Source organism: Streptomyces sp. NPDC002870 (assembly GCF_042888505.1).
In the GTDB taxonomy this organism is placed as follows: Bacteria; Actinomycetota; Actinomycetes; order Streptomycetales; family Streptomycetaceae; genus Streptomyces.
Map to the genome: position 1 here is coordinate 162147 of NZ_JBIAPW010000014.1, position 15188 is coordinate 177334.

The 15188-nt window shown below is 70.3% G+C and carries 13 protein-coding genes; 4 read left to right on the forward strand and 9 right to left on the reverse strand.

Annotated elements, in window-relative coordinates; all coding sequences use genetic code 11:
- Window positions 1–67: 67 nt before the first annotated feature.
- The 5 genes from ACFYWY_RS19740 to ACFYWY_RS19760 all read right to left on the reverse strand — a co-directional run bounded on the left by ACFYWY_RS19740 (window position 68) and on the right by ACFYWY_RS19760 (window position 5032).
- Entirely contained in the window at window positions 68–1030 is a 963-nt protein-coding gene (locus tag ACFYWY_RS19740) for an ABC transporter substrate-binding protein (protein WP_389187928.1), read from the reverse strand.
- A 192-nt stretch (window positions 1031–1222) separates the two neighbouring features.
- Complete coding sequence (locus tag ACFYWY_RS19745; protein WP_389187931.1) at window positions 1223–2056, reverse strand: ABC transporter ATP-binding protein; 834 nt, start codon at window positions 2054–2056, stop codon at window positions 1223–1225.
- Window positions 2053–3141, reverse strand: a complete 1089-nt coding sequence (locus tag ACFYWY_RS19750) for a FecCD family ABC transporter permease (RefSeq protein WP_389187934.1) — start codon at window positions 3139–3141, stop codon at window positions 2053–2055. Before ACFYWY_RS19750 ends, ACFYWY_RS19745 begins: the two co-directional genes overlap by 4 nt.
- Complete coding sequence (locus ACFYWY_RS19755; RefSeq protein WP_389187937.1) at window positions 3138–4166, reverse strand: FecCD family ABC transporter permease; 1029 nt, start codon at window positions 4164–4166, stop codon at window positions 3138–3140. Before ACFYWY_RS19755 ends, ACFYWY_RS19750 begins: the two co-directional genes overlap by 4 nt.
- A gap of 368 nt (window positions 4167–4534) precedes the next feature.
- Entirely contained in the window at window positions 4535–5032 is a 498-nt protein-coding gene (locus ACFYWY_RS19760) for a hypothetical protein (protein ID WP_389187940.1), read from the reverse strand.
- Window positions 5033–5284: 252 nt separating this feature from the next.
- Here ACFYWY_RS19760 and lanKC point away from each other — a divergent pair, with 252 nt between their 5' ends.
- The 4 genes from lanKC (at window position 5285) to ACFYWY_RS19780 (ending at window position 11725) form a co-directional block, all read left to right on the forward strand.
- A complete protein-coding gene (gene lanKC / locus ACFYWY_RS19765) occupies window positions 5285–7882 on the forward strand; it encodes a class III lanthionine synthetase LanKC (protein ID WP_389187943.1) in 2598 nt (865 codons plus the stop codon).
- Between the two features lie 63 nt (window positions 7883–7945).
- Window positions 7946–8077 (forward strand): SapB/AmfS family lanthipeptide, encoded by a 132-nt coding sequence (locus ACFYWY_RS19770; RefSeq protein WP_389187946.1) that lies wholly within the window; start codon window positions 7946–7948, stop codon window positions 8075–8077.
- A 130-nt stretch (window positions 8078–8207) separates the two neighbouring features.
- A complete protein-coding gene (locus tag ACFYWY_RS19775) occupies window positions 8208–9971 on the forward strand; it encodes an ABC transporter ATP-binding protein (protein ID WP_389187949.1) in 1764 nt (587 codons plus the stop codon).
- Window positions 9971–11725 (forward strand): ATP-binding cassette domain-containing protein, encoded by a 1755-nt coding sequence (locus ACFYWY_RS19780; protein WP_389187952.1) that lies wholly within the window; start codon window positions 9971–9973, stop codon window positions 11723–11725. Before ACFYWY_RS19775 ends, ACFYWY_RS19780 begins: the two co-directional genes overlap by 1 nt.
- 12 nt (window positions 11726–11737) lie before the next feature.
- Here ACFYWY_RS19780 and ACFYWY_RS19785 read toward each other — a convergent pair whose 3' ends face one another.
- The 4 genes from ACFYWY_RS19785 to ACFYWY_RS19800 all read right to left on the reverse strand — a co-directional run bounded on the left by ACFYWY_RS19785 (window position 11738) and on the right by ACFYWY_RS19800 (window position 15136).
- The gene (locus ACFYWY_RS19785; RefSeq protein ID WP_389187955.1) at window positions 11738–12289 is read right to left on the reverse strand and encodes a LuxR C-terminal-related transcriptional regulator; all 552 of its coding nucleotides are present in this window, start codon (window positions 12287–12289) and stop codon (window positions 11738–11740) included.
- Between the two features lie 321 nt (window positions 12290–12610).
- A complete protein-coding gene (locus ACFYWY_RS19790; RefSeq protein WP_389187958.1) occupies window positions 12611–13366 on the reverse strand; it encodes an oxygenase MpaB family protein in 756 nt (251 codons plus the stop codon).
- A complete protein-coding gene (locus ACFYWY_RS19795; protein WP_389187961.1) occupies window positions 13363–14637 on the reverse strand; it encodes an MAB_1171c family putative transporter in 1275 nt (424 codons plus the stop codon). Before ACFYWY_RS19795 ends, ACFYWY_RS19790 begins: the two co-directional genes overlap by 4 nt.
- Complete coding sequence (locus ACFYWY_RS19800; protein ID WP_389187964.1) at window positions 14630–15136, reverse strand: hypothetical protein; 507 nt, start codon at window positions 15134–15136, stop codon at window positions 14630–14632. The genes ACFYWY_RS19795 and ACFYWY_RS19800 overlap by 8 nt, the downstream gene beginning before the upstream one ends.
- Window positions 15137–15188: the final 52 nt, after the last annotated feature.

The window sequence follows — 15188 nt, forward strand, 5'->3', positions numbered from 1 at the left end:
TACGACTGCGGCCCTGGCCACGGATATTCCGTGGCCAGGGCCGCAGTCGTAGTGTCCCGTAGCGCCGTTACGAGAGGTCCTTCTTCATCTCGTCGAGGATCTGGCCGGCTCCGGTGTAACCGATGCCGAGCATCCACAGGCTGTCGTCGACCTTGAACGCCTTCTTGTTCTTCACGGCGTCCAGGTTCTTCCACAGCTTGCCGCCGGTGACGCTGGTCTCCTTGGCCTTCGCCGGGTCACCGTAGGTGGAGTAGAAGATGACGTCGGAGTTGCCCTCGCTGATCCGCTCGGGGCTGATGTCGAGGGAGAAGCCGGTCTTGTCCACGTTGGCGGGGCGGCCGGCCTTGAGATCCTTGAGGATGCTGCCGACGAACGTGTCGTTCATGTACAGGCGGGTGTCCGCGCCTTCGACGAAGCGCACGAACCCGACCTTCGTCTTGGCGGCCTTGTCCACTCCGCCAAGTGCCTCGGTCACCTCGGTGACGTGCTTGTCATAGTCGGCGGCGACCTTCTTCGCCTCTTCCTTCTTGCCCAGCACGTCAGCGTGCAGCTCGAAGTTCTTCCGCCAGTCAGGGCCGGTCGTCTCGGTGAAGACGGTCGGCGCGATCTTGGAGAGCTCCTTGTAGCTCTTCTCGTCGCGCGCCTTGCTGCTGATGATCAGATCCGGGTTCAGCCCGTCGATCGCCTCGAGGTTGGGCTCCATGATGAGCCCGACCGGCTTGATGCCCTTGAGCTTGTCCTCAGGGAGGTAGGTGGACATCGGCGCACCCGCTTCGGCGGTGACGGCGCCGACCGGCGTGACACCGAGGGTGAGGGCCGAGTCCAGGGCGTCGGTGGCCAGAACGACCACGCGCTTGGGGCTGTCGAAGACCTCCACCTTGCCCATGGCGGTCGTCACGGTGTGCTTTCCGCCCTCAGCCGCCGACTTGGCGTCATCCTTTTCGGAATCGGACCCGCATGCGGTGGCGCTGACGGCGAGCGCGGCAACGACAGCGACAACTGCGGCGCGACGGTTGAAGGAGGGGGCCATGAGAGGAAAGCCTTTCGTCACAGGTACACAATCAGCGCGGGGGGTGAACTTAGGTAAAGCTAACCTTACGTAAAGATGGGGGCAAGCGCGCCGACATCACAACTCGGACTACGCGGCAATACGGCCGACCTCGCCTTACCTGACGTCGAACAGGCGTCCGCCCACACGAACACGAGTGCGCCGTCGACGAGTTCAGCCGACCTCTGCCGAGACCGCTGCCGTGGTGGACGCGTCTTGATGCCAGGGGCTGCCGGGGACGACCAGCGGGCCGCCGGTCACAGGATCCGGCACCACAACCGATTCGAGGCCGAAGACATCACGTACGAGGTCCGCCGTGACGATTTCCGAGGGGTGTCCCTGGGCGACGATCCGTCCCTCCTTCATCGCCACCAGGTGATCGCCGTACCGCGCGGCCTGGTTGAGGTCGTGGAGCACCGCGACAACCGTCCGTCCGCGTTCCCGATTGAGCTGCCGGACCAGGTCGAGCACCTCCACCTGGTGCGAGATGTCCAGGTAGGTGGTGGGCTCGTCGAGGAGCAGCAGATCGGTGTCCTGCGCGAGCGCCATGGCGATCCACACGCGCTGCCGCTGACCTCCCGACAGTTCATCAACGGGCCTCGCGGCGAGGGCGGTCACATCGGTGCGGTCCATGGCGTCGGTGACCGCCCGCTCGTCCTCCTGCGACCACTGCTGCCACCAGCGCTGGTGCGGCTGGCGACCGCGCGCGACGAGATCGGCCACCGTGATCGCCTCCGGCGCGACCGGGGTCTGCGGAAGCAGCCCGATGGACTGCGCGATCGTACGGGTGGCTATGCGGCCCAGTTCGGCGCCGTCCAGCAGCACAGAGCCCCGCCGCGGCTTGAGCAGCCGTCCGAGGGCGCGCAGCAGCGTGGACTTGCCGCAGGCGTTCGGACCGACGATGACGGTGACGAGGCCGTGCGGAACGTCCAGGTCGAGGCCCTCCACGACCGTGCGTTCCTCGTAAGCCAGGGTCAGGTCACGGGCTGTCAGCCTGCTCTCGGTCACGCTTCTCCTCCAGTACGGCCGCGGACGCTGCGGTCTTTCACGATCAGCCAGATCAGATACGGCGCGCCGACAGCCGCGGTCAGCACACCCACGGGCAGCTCGACCGGCGCGAACAGCAGGCGCGCAGGCAGGTCGGCGGCCACCACGATCAACGCACCGAGCAGCGCCGAGCACAGCAGCGGGATCTGCGCCGTGCGGGTCAGCCGGCGGGCGATCTGTGGGGCGAGCAGCGCCACGAAGTCCACCGGGCCCGCCGCACCCGTCGCCACCGACGCGAGAAAGACGCCCAGCAGCGCCAGCCCGAACCGGGTCCGCTGGAGCGGCACGCCGAGCGCCGTCGCCGTGTCGTCGTCGAAGGCGGCGTTGCGCTGTGCCCGTGCCGCCCAGACCACACACGGCGCCAGGGCGAGCAGCGTCCAGCCGAGCGGTGCGGCCTCGTCCCAGCCACGCCCGTTGAGTGAACCGGTGATCCACACCTGCGCCTGATGGGCCACCAGATAGTCGCCCTTGGTGATGAAGAGATGGACGACGGACCGCAGCGCGATGGCGACGCCGATGCCGATGAGGACGAACCGCGCCGCGTGCAGTCCACCGCGCCAGGCGAAGAAGTAGACGAGCACGGCGGCGATCATTCCGCCCGCGACCGAGAAGTACGGCAGCACACTGAACGAGCCGACACCGAAGGTCAGAGCGCCGATGGTCAAGGCGCTGGCCCCTTGGGAGACACCGATGATGTCGGGGCTGGCCAGAGGGTTGCGGGCAACGGTCTGGATGAGGGCGCCCCCGACCCCGAAAGCGGCGCCGGCCATCAGCCCCAGGACCAACCGCGGCAACCGCAGCTCGCCCACCACGAACTCGGCCCTCGAAGACCGCCCGGACAGCACGTTCAGTACCTCGCCCGGCGCGACGGATTTCTCACCGAGACAGAGGTACGCAAGGCAGACAGCCGCCGTCAGCACGGCGAGCACGCAGGCGACGACGGCGGCACGCCTGTGGACGAGGAAGGACGCGCGGCCGCGTCTCGCGAGCGAGTACCCGCCGGGGCGTACGGCCGCCGCCCGGCTCTCGATGAGCGAGGTCGTCATGCGCCCACCGCCTTGCGCCGGACCATGGCAATCAGGAACGGCACACCGATCAGGGCGGTCATCACACCCGCCGGCACCTCGCCCGGCGGGAAGACGACCCGGCCGATGACGTCCGACACGAGCAGCATGACCGGGCCGAGCAGGGCCGCCATCGGCAGCACCCATCGGTGGTCGGTGCCGACGATGGCGCGGGCGATGTGCGGAACTGCCAGGCCGATGAAGGCGATCGGTCCGGCCGCCGAGACCCCGACGCCGGTGAGCACGGTCGCGCCGATGCCGCCCACGATCCGTACGGTCGCCACGTTCTGTCCGAGCCCCTTGGCCACGTCGTCGCCGAGTGCCAGGGCGTCGAGCCCTCGCGCCACCGACAGCACCAGCACCGCGCCCACCGCGAGGAACGGCCAGATCTGACCGGCCACTTCCGCACTGCGTCCGGCGATCGAGCCGACCTGCCAGAAGCGGAACTCGTCCAGGGTGGCGGCGTCCGTCGTCAACATGCCCTGGATGACGGAAATGAGAAGCGCGTTGATGGCGGCGCCGGCCAGCGCCAGCTTCAGAGGCGACGCACCGCCCCGCCCGCTGGAGGCGACGGCGTAGACGGCCACCGACGCGACTCCGGCACCGACGAACGCGAACCACACATAGCCGGAGAGCGTGTGCACCCCCGCGAACGCAATCGCCAGCACCACACCTACCGCGGCACCCTGGCTGATGCCCAGCACACCCGGGTCGCCGATGGGGTTGCGCGTGATGCCCTGAATCACCGTGCCCGCGAGGGCCAGTCCCACGCCGACCATCACCCCGACGACCGTGCGGGGCACCCGCAGCGACCGTACGATCTCGGCGCCCTCGCTCGTACCGCCGTACAGCAAGGCGTCGAAGACCTCACCCGGGGCGATGTGGCGGGCTCCGACGGCAAGGCTGAGCAGCACCGCAAGCAGCAGCGCGACAACGGCCGCTGCCGTCCAGCCTATTCGGCGGCCGACAAGAGCGGCTCTCGGGCTGCTGATGGTGGCGGCTGACATCGCATCCATTCCGACGTGACGGATTCTCGGTGATCACGAACTTAGGCGAGCCTAAGTGTAGGGGTGACGGCAACCACCGCGTAACGGACTGCGAGCGATTTGATTGAGGGCTCGACAAGTGGTAAACGCCCCGGCCGCCTCCTGGGGAGCCCACTTCACCGGTGCCGCGTACCGGCGCAGGCGACGGGATCAGGCATTCGCCGAGCTGATGAAAGACGCGCAGAAATCGGGACTGCAGGCCCGTGCACGTCGCCGGGAGCGCAAGCGGGCCCCCTTCCGGGCCATGCGTTACAGACTGGTCCAGGGGAACACGGACGGCGGGTCCAACGCCCAGGCCCGTGAGGGTGTCTGAGGCCGGACTGCTGCGGTCACGTGCGGCGGCGCTGCTCCTGGACGGCCTTCATGAGGTCCTCGACGGCGGACTGGGTTTCGCGGTCACGCGCGTCGTCGATCGCTTCGAGAGCGGCGGCCGCGGCCTCACGAATGTGGTGGGGAAGCCCGTCGGCAGCCGTGAGGTGGTAGGCGGCCTTACGGCGCGCCCTGCGCTCGGCGGGGTCTACCGCGTCGGGGCCGGACAGCGGAAAGACGGAGGCTCTGTACGCGGATATCCCCAGCACCACCATGTCCCCTATTCCGTCGGCGTACCCGAGCGCGGCGGCCTCCCCCCGGCCTTCCCGAATGGTTGCGATCATTCGACGGCGGGACAGGACCGTGCCCAGGGCCGCGCCGCCTCCCAGGGAAAGGGCGCAGGCGACGGCGAGGAACGGCCCGTCCCAGGCGAAGCCGGCGAATGCTCCGAGGACCGCGAGCGCGACGGTCCATCCGGCCGCTGTCCGGGAGCTCATCTGCTCGGGTGTGGTGTCCACAGTGGGAGTATCCCAGCCGGTAACCAACAGCCCGGTGCGGGGTGGACCGCCGCACCCCCGCCGCCCCTGACGGCTCCGCCCACGGAGCGGACCCAAGGAAACGCGTCCTTGCCGGGCTGGGCTCCGGCTGCGCCGCGTCTGTCTGTCTGTCTGTCGTCCGTGCATTTTTTCATGGGTGGTTCATGACAATCCCGACTGTTGCAGGCACCGGAGGCGTGAAAACGTCTCAACCCCACCGGCCGAAGGAGTGCGATGAACAAGGGGTACGCCGTCTTCTGCGACGCGAACCGGCAGTTCTACGACGCTCCGCACCGGTCGCACGAGGAAAGCAGCGGTTCCTCCGCTCTCTACGAGGCCGTGCGACGCGAGCTTCCGGACGGCTGGCAGCGCCACCGGTCGGGCGACTGGCTGGCGTTCCGACCGCTCGACAGCGCACTGCCCAACCAGGGGTGGAAGATCCACGTTTCCGCCTGCCTGGACAACGCGGAGAAGGTGCTCGCCCAGGTCTGGGACTACTGCGTCCCTCGATCCGTCGCCTTCAAGTGCATGCCGAGCCGCTACCTGCTGCACACTCGCAACGCCAAATACGCCGACCGCGCCGCCAGTGGGAAGTTCCTCACCGTCTACCCCGCCGACGACGACCAGTGCCGCACCATTGCGGAAGACCTGGACCGTCTGCTCGCAGGCGAGCCCGGTCCGTACATACTCAGCGACTTGCGCTGGGGCGCGGGGCCGGTGCATGTGCGCTACGGCAGCTTCACGGAGCGGCACTGTTACGACGACCGGGGTGAGCTGTGCCCCGCAGTCGAAGACGACCATGGACGACTTGTTCCCGACCGGAGGGACCCGACGTTCCACGTCCCGGAATGGGTCACTCTCCCGGCGTTTCTGGAACCGCATCTGGCCGCCCGCTCCGCCACCACGCTCACCGGCATCCCGTACCGGTTCGAGCGCGCGCTGCACTTCTCCAACGGCGGTGGCGTGTTCGTCGGCCGGGACCTGCGTACCGATGAGCAAGTGGTCTTGAAGGAGGCCCGGCCACACGCCGGCCTGGCCGCGGACGAGGCCGACGCCGTGACCCGGCTGGAGCGCGAGAGGGATGCGCTGCGGCGGCTTTCCGGGCTCGGCTGCACCCCCGAAGTGCGCGACTGGTTCACCCTGGGCGACCATTCCTTCCTCGTCATGGAGTTCATCGAGGGTCGCCCGCTCAACAGCTTCTTCGCCCACCGGCACCCGCTGATCGAAGCGGACCCCAGCCCGGAGCGGCTCGCCGAGTACACCCAGTGGGCCATGCGGGTGCACCGCCTGGTGGAGGACGCCGTATCGGCGATCCACGCGCGGGGCGTGGCCTTCAACGATCTGCACCTTTTCAACATCATGCTGTCCGAGGACGAACGCTCGGTGGTTCTGCTGGACTTCGAGGCGGCCGCGGTCGACGACGTGAACCGGCGTCAGGTGGTCGCAAATCCGGGGTTCGTCGCACCGGCCGACCGCAGGGGCTTCGACGTCGACCAGTACGCCCTGGCGTGCCTGCGCCTGGCCTTGTTCCTGCCCCTCACCAGTCTGTTCGCCGTCGACCGGGCGAAAGCCGCGCACCTGGCGGAGATCGCCGCAGAGCAGTTTCCGGTGCCCCGCGACTTCCTCCAGGAAGCGGTCGACGAGATCCTGCGCGGCCATCGTGGCTCGGAGATACCGGAAGGTCCGCCCCGCGGCTCGGCGGACCGCTACTTACCCGTGGAGCTCGCCGACTGGCCACGCAGCCGCGACTCCATGGTCCGCGCGATCCTGACTTCCGCCTCTCCGGAACGGGAGGATCGTCTCTTCCCCGGAGACATAGCCCAGTTCGGGCCGGTCGGCGGCGCATGCTTCGCCTACGGAGCGGCCGGCGTCCTCTACGCCCTGGCAGAGACCGGGGCCGAACCGGCTCCGGAAGCGGAAGAATGGCTGCTGAGGGCCGCGAAGTCCCCCGCTTCCGGCAGCCCGCTCGGTTTCTACGACGGCCTGTCCGGCATCGCCTGGGTCCTGGACCGGCTCGGGCACCGCGAACGCGCCCTGGACCTCGTGGACACGATCACCTCCCAGAACTGGCAGGACATAGCCCCCGACCTGCACAGCGGACTGGCCGGACTCGGCCTGGCCCTCGATTCCCTGGCCACTTCCACGGGCGAGAGCGCCCTGCGCGAAAAGGCGCTCCAGTGCGCCCGGCTCGCAGCCGACAAGGCCGCCGCTCCCTCATCCGGGCCGGCCGGCGCCGGGTCCCCACGGGCCGGACTCCTCCACGGAGCCACCGGAACGGCGCTGCTCCACCTGCGCCTGTACGAGGCGACCGGCGACCACGCCTTGCTGGACCTGGCCGCCGACGCGCTCCGGCGCGACCTGGCCCGTTGTGTACGAGGCGTGGGCGGAGCCCTCCAGGTCGACGAGGGCCGGCGGACCATGCCCTACCTGGGTGCCGGCAGCGTCGGCATCGGCATGGTGCTCGACGACTACCTCGTCCACCGCGCCGACGAAGAGTTCGAGAAGGCCAGGGGCGAAATCGTGCAGGCGGCGCAGGCCAAGTTCTATGCCCAGCCCGGCCTCTTCCGCGGTGCCGCGGGCATGGTGCTGCACTTGAGCCGCACCACGACCGGAGGCCCGGGCACCCACGCCGCCGATCTGCGCCGTCAGATCGACTCACTCTCCTGGGGCGCGATCCCCTACCAGGGGCATCTCGCCTTCGCCGGCGAGCAGATGATGCGCCTGTCGATGGACCTCGGCACCGGCACAGCCGGCTGCCTGCTCGCGCTGGGCAGCGCACTGCACGACCAGCCCGTGCACCTGCCCTTCCTCCCGCCGCCACGGCGGCCCTGAAGCCGGTCCCCCTGCACGGGGGGACCTGAGCAAAATCCGTCCCCATAAGAGAGGAACACCACCATGGCACTTCTCGACCTGCAGACGATGGAAATCCCCGAGTCAGAGGACACCGGCGAGCTTGCGACCGGCGGCAGCCGCGCGAGCCTGCTGCTCTGCGGTAACAGCAGCCTGAGCGTGGTCACCTGTAACTGACGCGTCGTCACCACGGGACTCCGGCTCTGTGGTGACACCGGCGCAGCGGTCCCGGGCGAGCAACTTCGCCCGGGACCGCGGCGTGACCGGCTCCCGCATCTCTCCGACGGAGGCGAGGACTGCACCCCCCATGGCCCCGACGCCCCCCTCTGGAACACCATGGAACGCCACGGAATCCGTACCCCCCGCCGGTGCTTCAGGCATCCTGGCCGGTGCGGTACGGCACAGTGCGAGCCGCACATTCGCCATCTTCCTGTTCAGCGCGGCATCTGCCGCCGCGGCCGTCGCGCTGCCCGCCGCACTCGGGCACACGCTCGACCTGCTGCTCGATGAAGCCGCGGGGGTACAACGGGCCGTCGTGCTGTGCGCCGTGCTGGTCGCCGCCGAGGTCCTTTTCGACGCCTTGGAGGCGCTGGCCGGCGGCGCGACCAGCGCCCGCACCACCGCCTGGCTGCGCCGCTGCGGAGCCGACCACCTCCTCTCCCTCGCGCCGCACCGTCCAGCCGACCGCTTCACCCCGGGCGATCTGGTGACCCGGCTGACCGGCAACGCCGCGGAGGCGGGCACCGCGCCCACCACGGCCGCCATCGGCCTGGCCTCGCTCCTCGTCCCGGTCGGCGGTCTGGTCTTTCTGGCGCTCATCGACCTCTGGCTGGCCGTCGTCTTCCTCGCGGGGGTCCCCCTGCTGGCCCTGTTGCTGCGGGCCTTCGCCCGCGGGTCCTCCGACAGCATCTCCCAGTACCAGCGGGTGCAGGCGGACGTCGCCGGCCGCCTCCTCGAGGCCCTCGGCGGCGCCCGTACCGTCGCAGCCGCGGGGACCGCCGAGCGCGAAATCGCCCGCGTGCTGGCACCGCTTCCCGAACTGGGCGCGCAGGGGCGGCGCATGTGGCAGGTCTACGGACGCGCGTCGGTCGACAGCGGGATTCTGGTGCCCCTGCTGACCACGGCCGTCCTCGCCGTCGGCGGGGTGCGACTGGCCGGTGGAAGTCTGTCCGTGGGCGACCTGCTGGCAGCCGCCCGCTACGCCGCCCTCGCCGCCGGCCTGGGCGCGGTGGTCGGACAGCTCAACTCCCTCCTGCGCAGTCGCGCCGCCGCTCGCCGCATCGCCGGACTGCTCGCCCTTCCCGCCGTACGCCACGGGACGCGTCCACTGCCCGCCGACGGTCCTGGGCGCGTCGAACTGCGGGCGGTCACCGTCAGCCGCGGCGGCGATCCCGTGCTGCGCGGTATCGATCTCGTCGTGCCGGGGGGCACGACGATGGCCGTCGTCGGGCGCTCCGGCGCGGGCAAGTCCACGCTCGCCGCCGTCGCCGGGCGGCTGGCCGACCCCGACACGGGAGTGGTGCTACTGGACGGCGTACCGCTGGCCGAGGCCGATCCGTCGGAGCTGCGCCGGGAGGTCGGGTACGCCTTCGAACGGCCGGTGCTGTTCGGCGAAACGGTCGGCGCGGCCATCGGATTCGGACTGTACGAGCCCACCGTCCGCGAGATCGGGGCCGCGGCCCGGGCGGCGGGGGCCGACACCTTCGTCCGGCTCCTGCCCGGCGGGTACTCGGCACCGCTCGCCGACGCCCCTCTGTCGGGCGGAGAACTGCAACGCCTCGGGCTGGCACGGGCCTTCGCCCACGCCGGCCGATTGCTGATCCTCGACGACGCCACCTCCAGCCTCGACAGCGTCACCGAACTCCACGTCGGCCGGGCACTCGTACACGACGTACGGACGGGTACCCGGCTGCTGATCGCCCACCGCGTCTCCTCTGCGGCGCGTGCCGACCTGGTCGCATGGGTCGAGGACGGCCGCGTCCGCAAGGTGGGCCCGCACGAACGCCTGTGGGAAGAGCCCGACTACCGGGCCGTGTTCGCGGACAACGGTCAGGAAGCAGGCGGGAGTTGATGACGGTGACGGGCTCACGGCTCCTGCCGCAGGCCTTGCGCTTCCTCGGACGCCGCAAACGCGTGCTGCTCAAGCTCAGTGGCTGGTCCCTGCTGGAATCGGCCCACACCTTCCTCGGCGGTTACGCCGTGGCGATGGCGCTCGACCGGGGCTTTCTCGCCGCCCGGACCGGCACCGGCCTGGCGTGGCTGGCGGTGGCCGCGCTGGCCGTCGTCATAGGCGGCCTGGCCACCGGCGGTGTCTTCCGAGGGCTCGCCGACCTCGTCGAACCGCTGCGGGACGGCCTGGTACGCCGGGTGGTGACACGGTCCCTGGACCAGGCGCTGGCCGAACCGGCGCACGCCGCTGACAGCGCGGTGGTCTCCCGGCTGACCAACCAGACGGAGATCGCACGGGACAGCTTCGCCGGGCTGGTGCTCGTGGCCCGGTCCTTCGTCTTCACGTCAGTCGGGGCGCTTTTCGGGCTTGCGGCGCTCGCTCCCGCACTGCTGGTCGTCGTGGCGCCACCGCTGCTGACGGGACTGCTGCTCTTTCTGGCCACGCTGGCGCCGATGGCCGCCCGGCAGCGCGACTTCCTCTGTGCCGACGAGGCACTGTCGGCACAGTTCGGCTCGATGGCTCAGGGTCTGCGCGACGTGGTGGCCTGCGGCGCAGGGGCACCCGTCGCGGCGCAAACACACGCGCTCATCGAGCAGGAGGCCAAGTCGGCACGGTCCCTCGCCCGGTGGGCGAGTGCCCGCGCCCTGGCACTCGGCATAGCCGGACACCTTCCGGTGGTCCTGCTCCTGGTCGCCGCACCCTGGCTGCTGCGTCAGGGCGTCACGGCGGGCGCCCTGCTCGGCGCGCTGACGTATCTGACCCAGGCCCTGCTGCCCGCTCTGCACAACCTGATGAACGCGCTCGGCGCGGCCGGCACCAGGCTGCTCGTGGTCCTCGGCCGGCTGTCCCCCGGGCCGGACCCCCGTCCGGCCGTCCCGGTGCCCGCGGGTCCCGAGCGGCCGGCGCAGGCACCTGGACGCCCCGACGCACCGCGGGTCGAACTGCGTGCGGTGACGTTCGCCTACGGGCCGGCGGCGCAACCCGTGCTGCGCGGCCTCAACCTGACGATCGAGCCCGGCGAGCACCTCACCGTGGTGGGGCCCAGCGGCATCGGCAAGTCCACGCTGACCTGTCTGCTGGCCGGCCTGCTCGAACCGGACAAGGGCGAGGTACGGCTCCACGACCGGCCGGCGCATGCGCAAGCCGGTCGTGGAGCAGACCCCTCCCGGCTGCGCGTGCTCATCCCGCAGCAGGCCTACGTCTTCACCGGCAGCCTGTACGAGAACCTGCTCTACCTGTGCCCGGACGGAGCTTCGCGGTCGGCGGTGGATGCCTCGTCGGAAGCGGTCGGTCTCGGCCCCCTGGTGCGCAGGCTCGGCGGGTTCGACGCCCATGTCGATCCCGCGGCCCTGTCACAGGGCGAAAGGCAGCTCATCGCGCTCGGCCGGGCTCATCTCTCCCCCGCGCCGCTCGTCATCCTGGACGAGGCCACCTGCCACCTCGATCCGGCGGCAGAGGCCCGGGCCGAACGGGCCTTCGCCCTGCGGCCCGGGACGCTGATCGTGGTTGCCCACCGGATCAGCTCGGCTCGGCGCGCCGACCGGATCCTGGTGCTCGACGGCCTCAACGCCACCTGCGGGAGTCATCAGGAGCTGCTCGACCACTCGCCCCTCTACCGTGACCTGGTGGGACGCTGGCACGCCGAGAAGATCTGAGACGGCATCCGTCTACACCCAGCCCGCCCCGTGCGAAATACGGACGGCGTCACCCCAGTTACGGGCGTTGGTCTTGCGGATGATTGCGGACATGTAGTTCCGCACAGTCCCCTTGCTCAGCTGCAGAGTGCTGGCGGTCTCAGGGACGGAAGCTCCGTCCGAAGCAAGCGCCAGCACGCTCAGTTCACGGGGAGTCAGTGACAGGTCGGCCGCCTGGACGAGGTCCGGGGCGAGCGAGGCGTCGACGTACCGCTTCCCCGCCGCCACAGCCCTGATCGCGTTCGGCAAGAGGGTCGGCGACGCGTCCTTGTCCACGAAACCCAGAGCCTTGGCCTGGGCGGCACGCCGCAGAACACCGGGCCTGCACGAGGTGGCCAGGACGATCAGCTCGCATCTCTGCCCGGTGGGATGGTCCGGTAATCGCGATGACCCCGGACAGTCCGCGTCCACCACGCAGAGGTCGGGCTCCAGCGAGTGGGCCTGGTCCGCGGCCCTGTCCCAACAAGCGGCTGACGCCTCGATTCCCTCCGCAGGCTCCAACAGTGCGGTAAGGGCCGATCGCATCAGCCATATGTCGTGCACCAATAACACCCGGATCACGTTCGCCTCACTTCAACAAGAAGTAACGAAACTTGCGCCGTGCCACGCCCACATCTACCCGGCTCGGACGGAGCAATGGCTCAGCTTTCGGCCAGCTGTAAGTGCCTCTTGTCCGGGCGGCGAAACCGGCCTCCACCGGGCCAAATCGCCTGCCCCGCTGCCTTTGGGGCTTCCGTCTCGTGACCGGATTCGACGGGCGGCTCAGGGTGCAGGGCACCGCGTCCGGTCTCCGGCTGGTCTTCCGTGCGGCCGTCCGGTGCGGGCCGGGACAGCGCGTGGCTGTGCTCAGGCAGCACGACGCCGGGAGCGTGCCCGAGCCCGCAGCGCGCAAGTCACCAGAGCACGAACCGGCGCGGGCGGGCGGCGTACTTCCAGGGCCGTGCGCAGCGGCTGGTCCAGCAGCGACGCGGCCACCGCCGGAGCCAGCGGGGCCAGGGGAGCGGGCAGCCGGGCTGCCAGCAGACCTCTGCTTGCAGCCTCCCAGAGTGCGCGCCCCGGAGCGCTGGGGGCGAAGCAGCGGCTTTCGTAGCCTCGCATCCAGCTTTCCACGCCGGCCAGATGACCGTCCGGGGGACTGGGCAGACCGAGGGCATCCGAAAGGCTCAGACAGAAGGTGTACGCCGCGTCCCGTTCCTCACCCGTGACCGTCCGGTATCCGTGGTCGTCGATGAACCGCAGCGGGCACACGGTGAAACAGGCCAGGACATACTGCATCAGCTCGGGCGTGATGTCCGGCCGATCGTGGACCCGGCGCAGCCCGTCGACGATCCTCCGCCCCTCGGCGCTGTCCAGCCCCAGTCCGATCAGGGAGAACATGGCCGCCCCGGTCGCCTTGGCCCGGCTGCGCGGCTCGGTGGTCATCCGGCCGGTGCCGTACAGCACTCGGGCGATGTCCGGAATGCCGAAGGTCCGGACGAAGCCCAGGGTGAGCCCGACCCGGGACTCCTCCGGCATCGTCTCCAGGACGAGCCGTGCGTAGGCGCGGTGCGCGCCTGGGGGCAACTCCCAGCCCCCGGGGGGCTGGGGCGTCCCGGTGCTCATCCGGTCGCGGTGGCGACGGCCAGCGCCTCGCCGGTCAGGGGCCCGTACAGGCTGCGGGCGACCCGCACCAGGTGCGCCCGCTCCTCAGCCGGCTCCGCGTCCAGGCCGGGCAGCGGAGTCTGGTCCTCGCGCGGGCGCGGCGGGATCCCGGTGTTCAGCGCCTCGACGGCGCATCGCAGCGCGGCGGCCACGATCAGCGCCGCCCGATCCTCCGCGCCCAGGTCGGCCCGCTCGGCGACCTGGGCAGCAACGGTGACAACCGCGGGATCGACCCACGGGCGAAGGGTCAGCTGGCCGTCCCGGATCTCCAGTCCACGCCGGGCGGTGCGCCACTCCAGGTCCCGGAACGCCAGCCGCTCGGTCCAGGCCGACGGGGGCGCTTCCAGGGCCAGGCGCTCGTCCGCCCGGTACACCAAGTCCCACAGCGGGCGCAGGGCTTGGTAGTCCCGGCGCCGACGCGTCCATGCCGCGGCGGCGGGTCCGGCGAACCCGGCGGTGATGAGCACGGCTCCGAGCGCGGCGAACGCAGGGCCGAGGGCAGTGCTGAGCCATTCCGTCCCGATGGCCCTCCCCCCGGCTTCGCCCGGGTCACCCCCGGTGAAGGCCGCACCGATCGCAATGAGCTTGCACACGACGTAGCCGCAGGCGACGAGTCCACCGAGGGCGATCAGTCGGATGCCCCGGCGCAGCCACCCGGGCGGCAGCCGGGAGGCGTGCCCGAGGCACACCCTGCTGATGTCGATCAGCGCAAAGCCGAACAGAGCCTGGTAGAGGACCAGGAATATCGCGATCTGCGGAATCGTCGCGAAAGTGGTGTCGAACGTGAGGGGTGTCTCCGGACCGTCGGCTCCCCCCGTGAAGAACAGGACGATCATCACCGGGACCAGGACGGCGAACACCGCGAGGCGCCGCCGCACCTCGCGCCAGATGTCCGCGCCGGCCGCGTCCCACACCTGCGAGTCGGCGCGCTCGCTCGGCGGGGTCCACATCCGTGCCAGCACCACGACGGCGGCGGAGAAAGCCGTGATGCCCAGGTAGACCAGCAAAGTCGCCAGGTTGCCGAGGTTTGCGATCCGGTCGACCAGCCGGTACACCAGCGGCGCGGCCACCACGAACGCGGTCGCCGGTGCCGCGATCGTCAGGGCGACGACGAGCAGGCCGAGGGACGGATCCCGGCGCCACGCCCGGATCTTCAGACCGGCCACGGCCCAGGCCACCGTGCCGATGCCGAGGTAGATGATGTCGAACGGTGTCTCAGGTATGTCAGACATGCTGGCCTTTGCGGTGCTCCAGCGCGGGCGCCAGTTGGGACGTGGTCCCGGCCCCGGGCGCCAGGATGAGGATGCGCGTCAGCTCGGCCCCCAGGATCTCTGCTTCCTCTTCCGCCGCGTCGTCGTAGTGGGAGCGGCCGAGGACCAGTCGGATCATGTCGGCGTCGATGGTGGACAACTCCACATGTGCCGTCCCCTCGTCCACGGCCGGGGGCTCGGCCAGGTGCCCGCACAGGAGGTGGGCGAGTTCATGGCAGATGATGTGGGCCTGGTGCAGGCCCGAGGTCTCCTGCTCGAAGTAGATGACATCGGCGTCCGCGCGGCGTTCGACGAATCCTGACGGCTCGCCCACCCGCATCCGCCGCGGAACCAGCCGGACGCCACGTCCGGCCCGGTCGGCGACCACCGCGCACAACTCCTCCACGGTGCTCACCGGCGGAAGCTCCAGCCGCCTTGCCATGGCCCGCATCCGGCGGCGGGTACGTCCAAGATCTCGCACGTTCTCCCCATCAGCCTGCCGCCAGTGCCCCAACGGCGTTTGCTGGTAGCCG

Bases quoted from the DNA above. Each gene is read 5' to 3' on its own strand.
- lanKC (WP_389187943.1), top strand. From the start codon at position 5,285: ATGAACAAGGGGTACGCCGTCTTCTGCGACGCGAACCGGCAGTTCTAC.
- ACFYWY_RS19750 (WP_389187934.1), bottom strand. From the start codon at position 3,141: ATGACGACCTCGCTCATCGAGAGCCGGGCGGCGGCCGTACGCCCCGGC.
- ACFYWY_RS19790 (WP_389187958.1), bottom strand. From the start codon at position 13,366: ATGAGCACCGGGACGCCCCAGCCCCCCGGGGGCTGGGAGTTGCCCCCA.
- ACFYWY_RS19740 (WP_389187928.1), bottom strand. From the start codon at position 1,030: ATGGCCCCCTCCTTCAACCGTCGCGCCGCAGTTGTCGCTGTCGTTGCC.
- ACFYWY_RS19755 (WP_389187937.1), bottom strand. From the start codon at position 4,166: ATGTCAGCCGCCACCATCAGCAGCCCGAGAGCCGCTCTTGTCGGCCGC.
- ACFYWY_RS19795 (WP_389187961.1), bottom strand. From the start codon at position 14,637: ATGTCTGACATACCTGAGACACCGTTCGACATCATCTACCTCGGCATC.
- ACFYWY_RS19770 (WP_389187946.1), top strand. From the start codon at position 7,946: ATGGCACTTCTCGACCTGCAGACGATGGAAATCCCCGAGTCAGAGGAC.
- ACFYWY_RS19775 (WP_389187949.1), top strand. From the start codon at position 8,208: ATGGCCCCGACGCCCCCCTCTGGAACACCATGGAACGCCACGGAATCC.
- ACFYWY_RS19780 (WP_389187952.1), top strand. From the start codon at position 9,971: ATGACGGTGACGGGCTCACGGCTCCTGCCGCAGGCCTTGCGCTTCCTC.
- ACFYWY_RS19785 (WP_389187955.1), bottom strand. From the start codon at position 12,289: ATGCGATCGGCCCTTACCGCACTGTTGGAGCCTGCGGAGGGAATCGAG.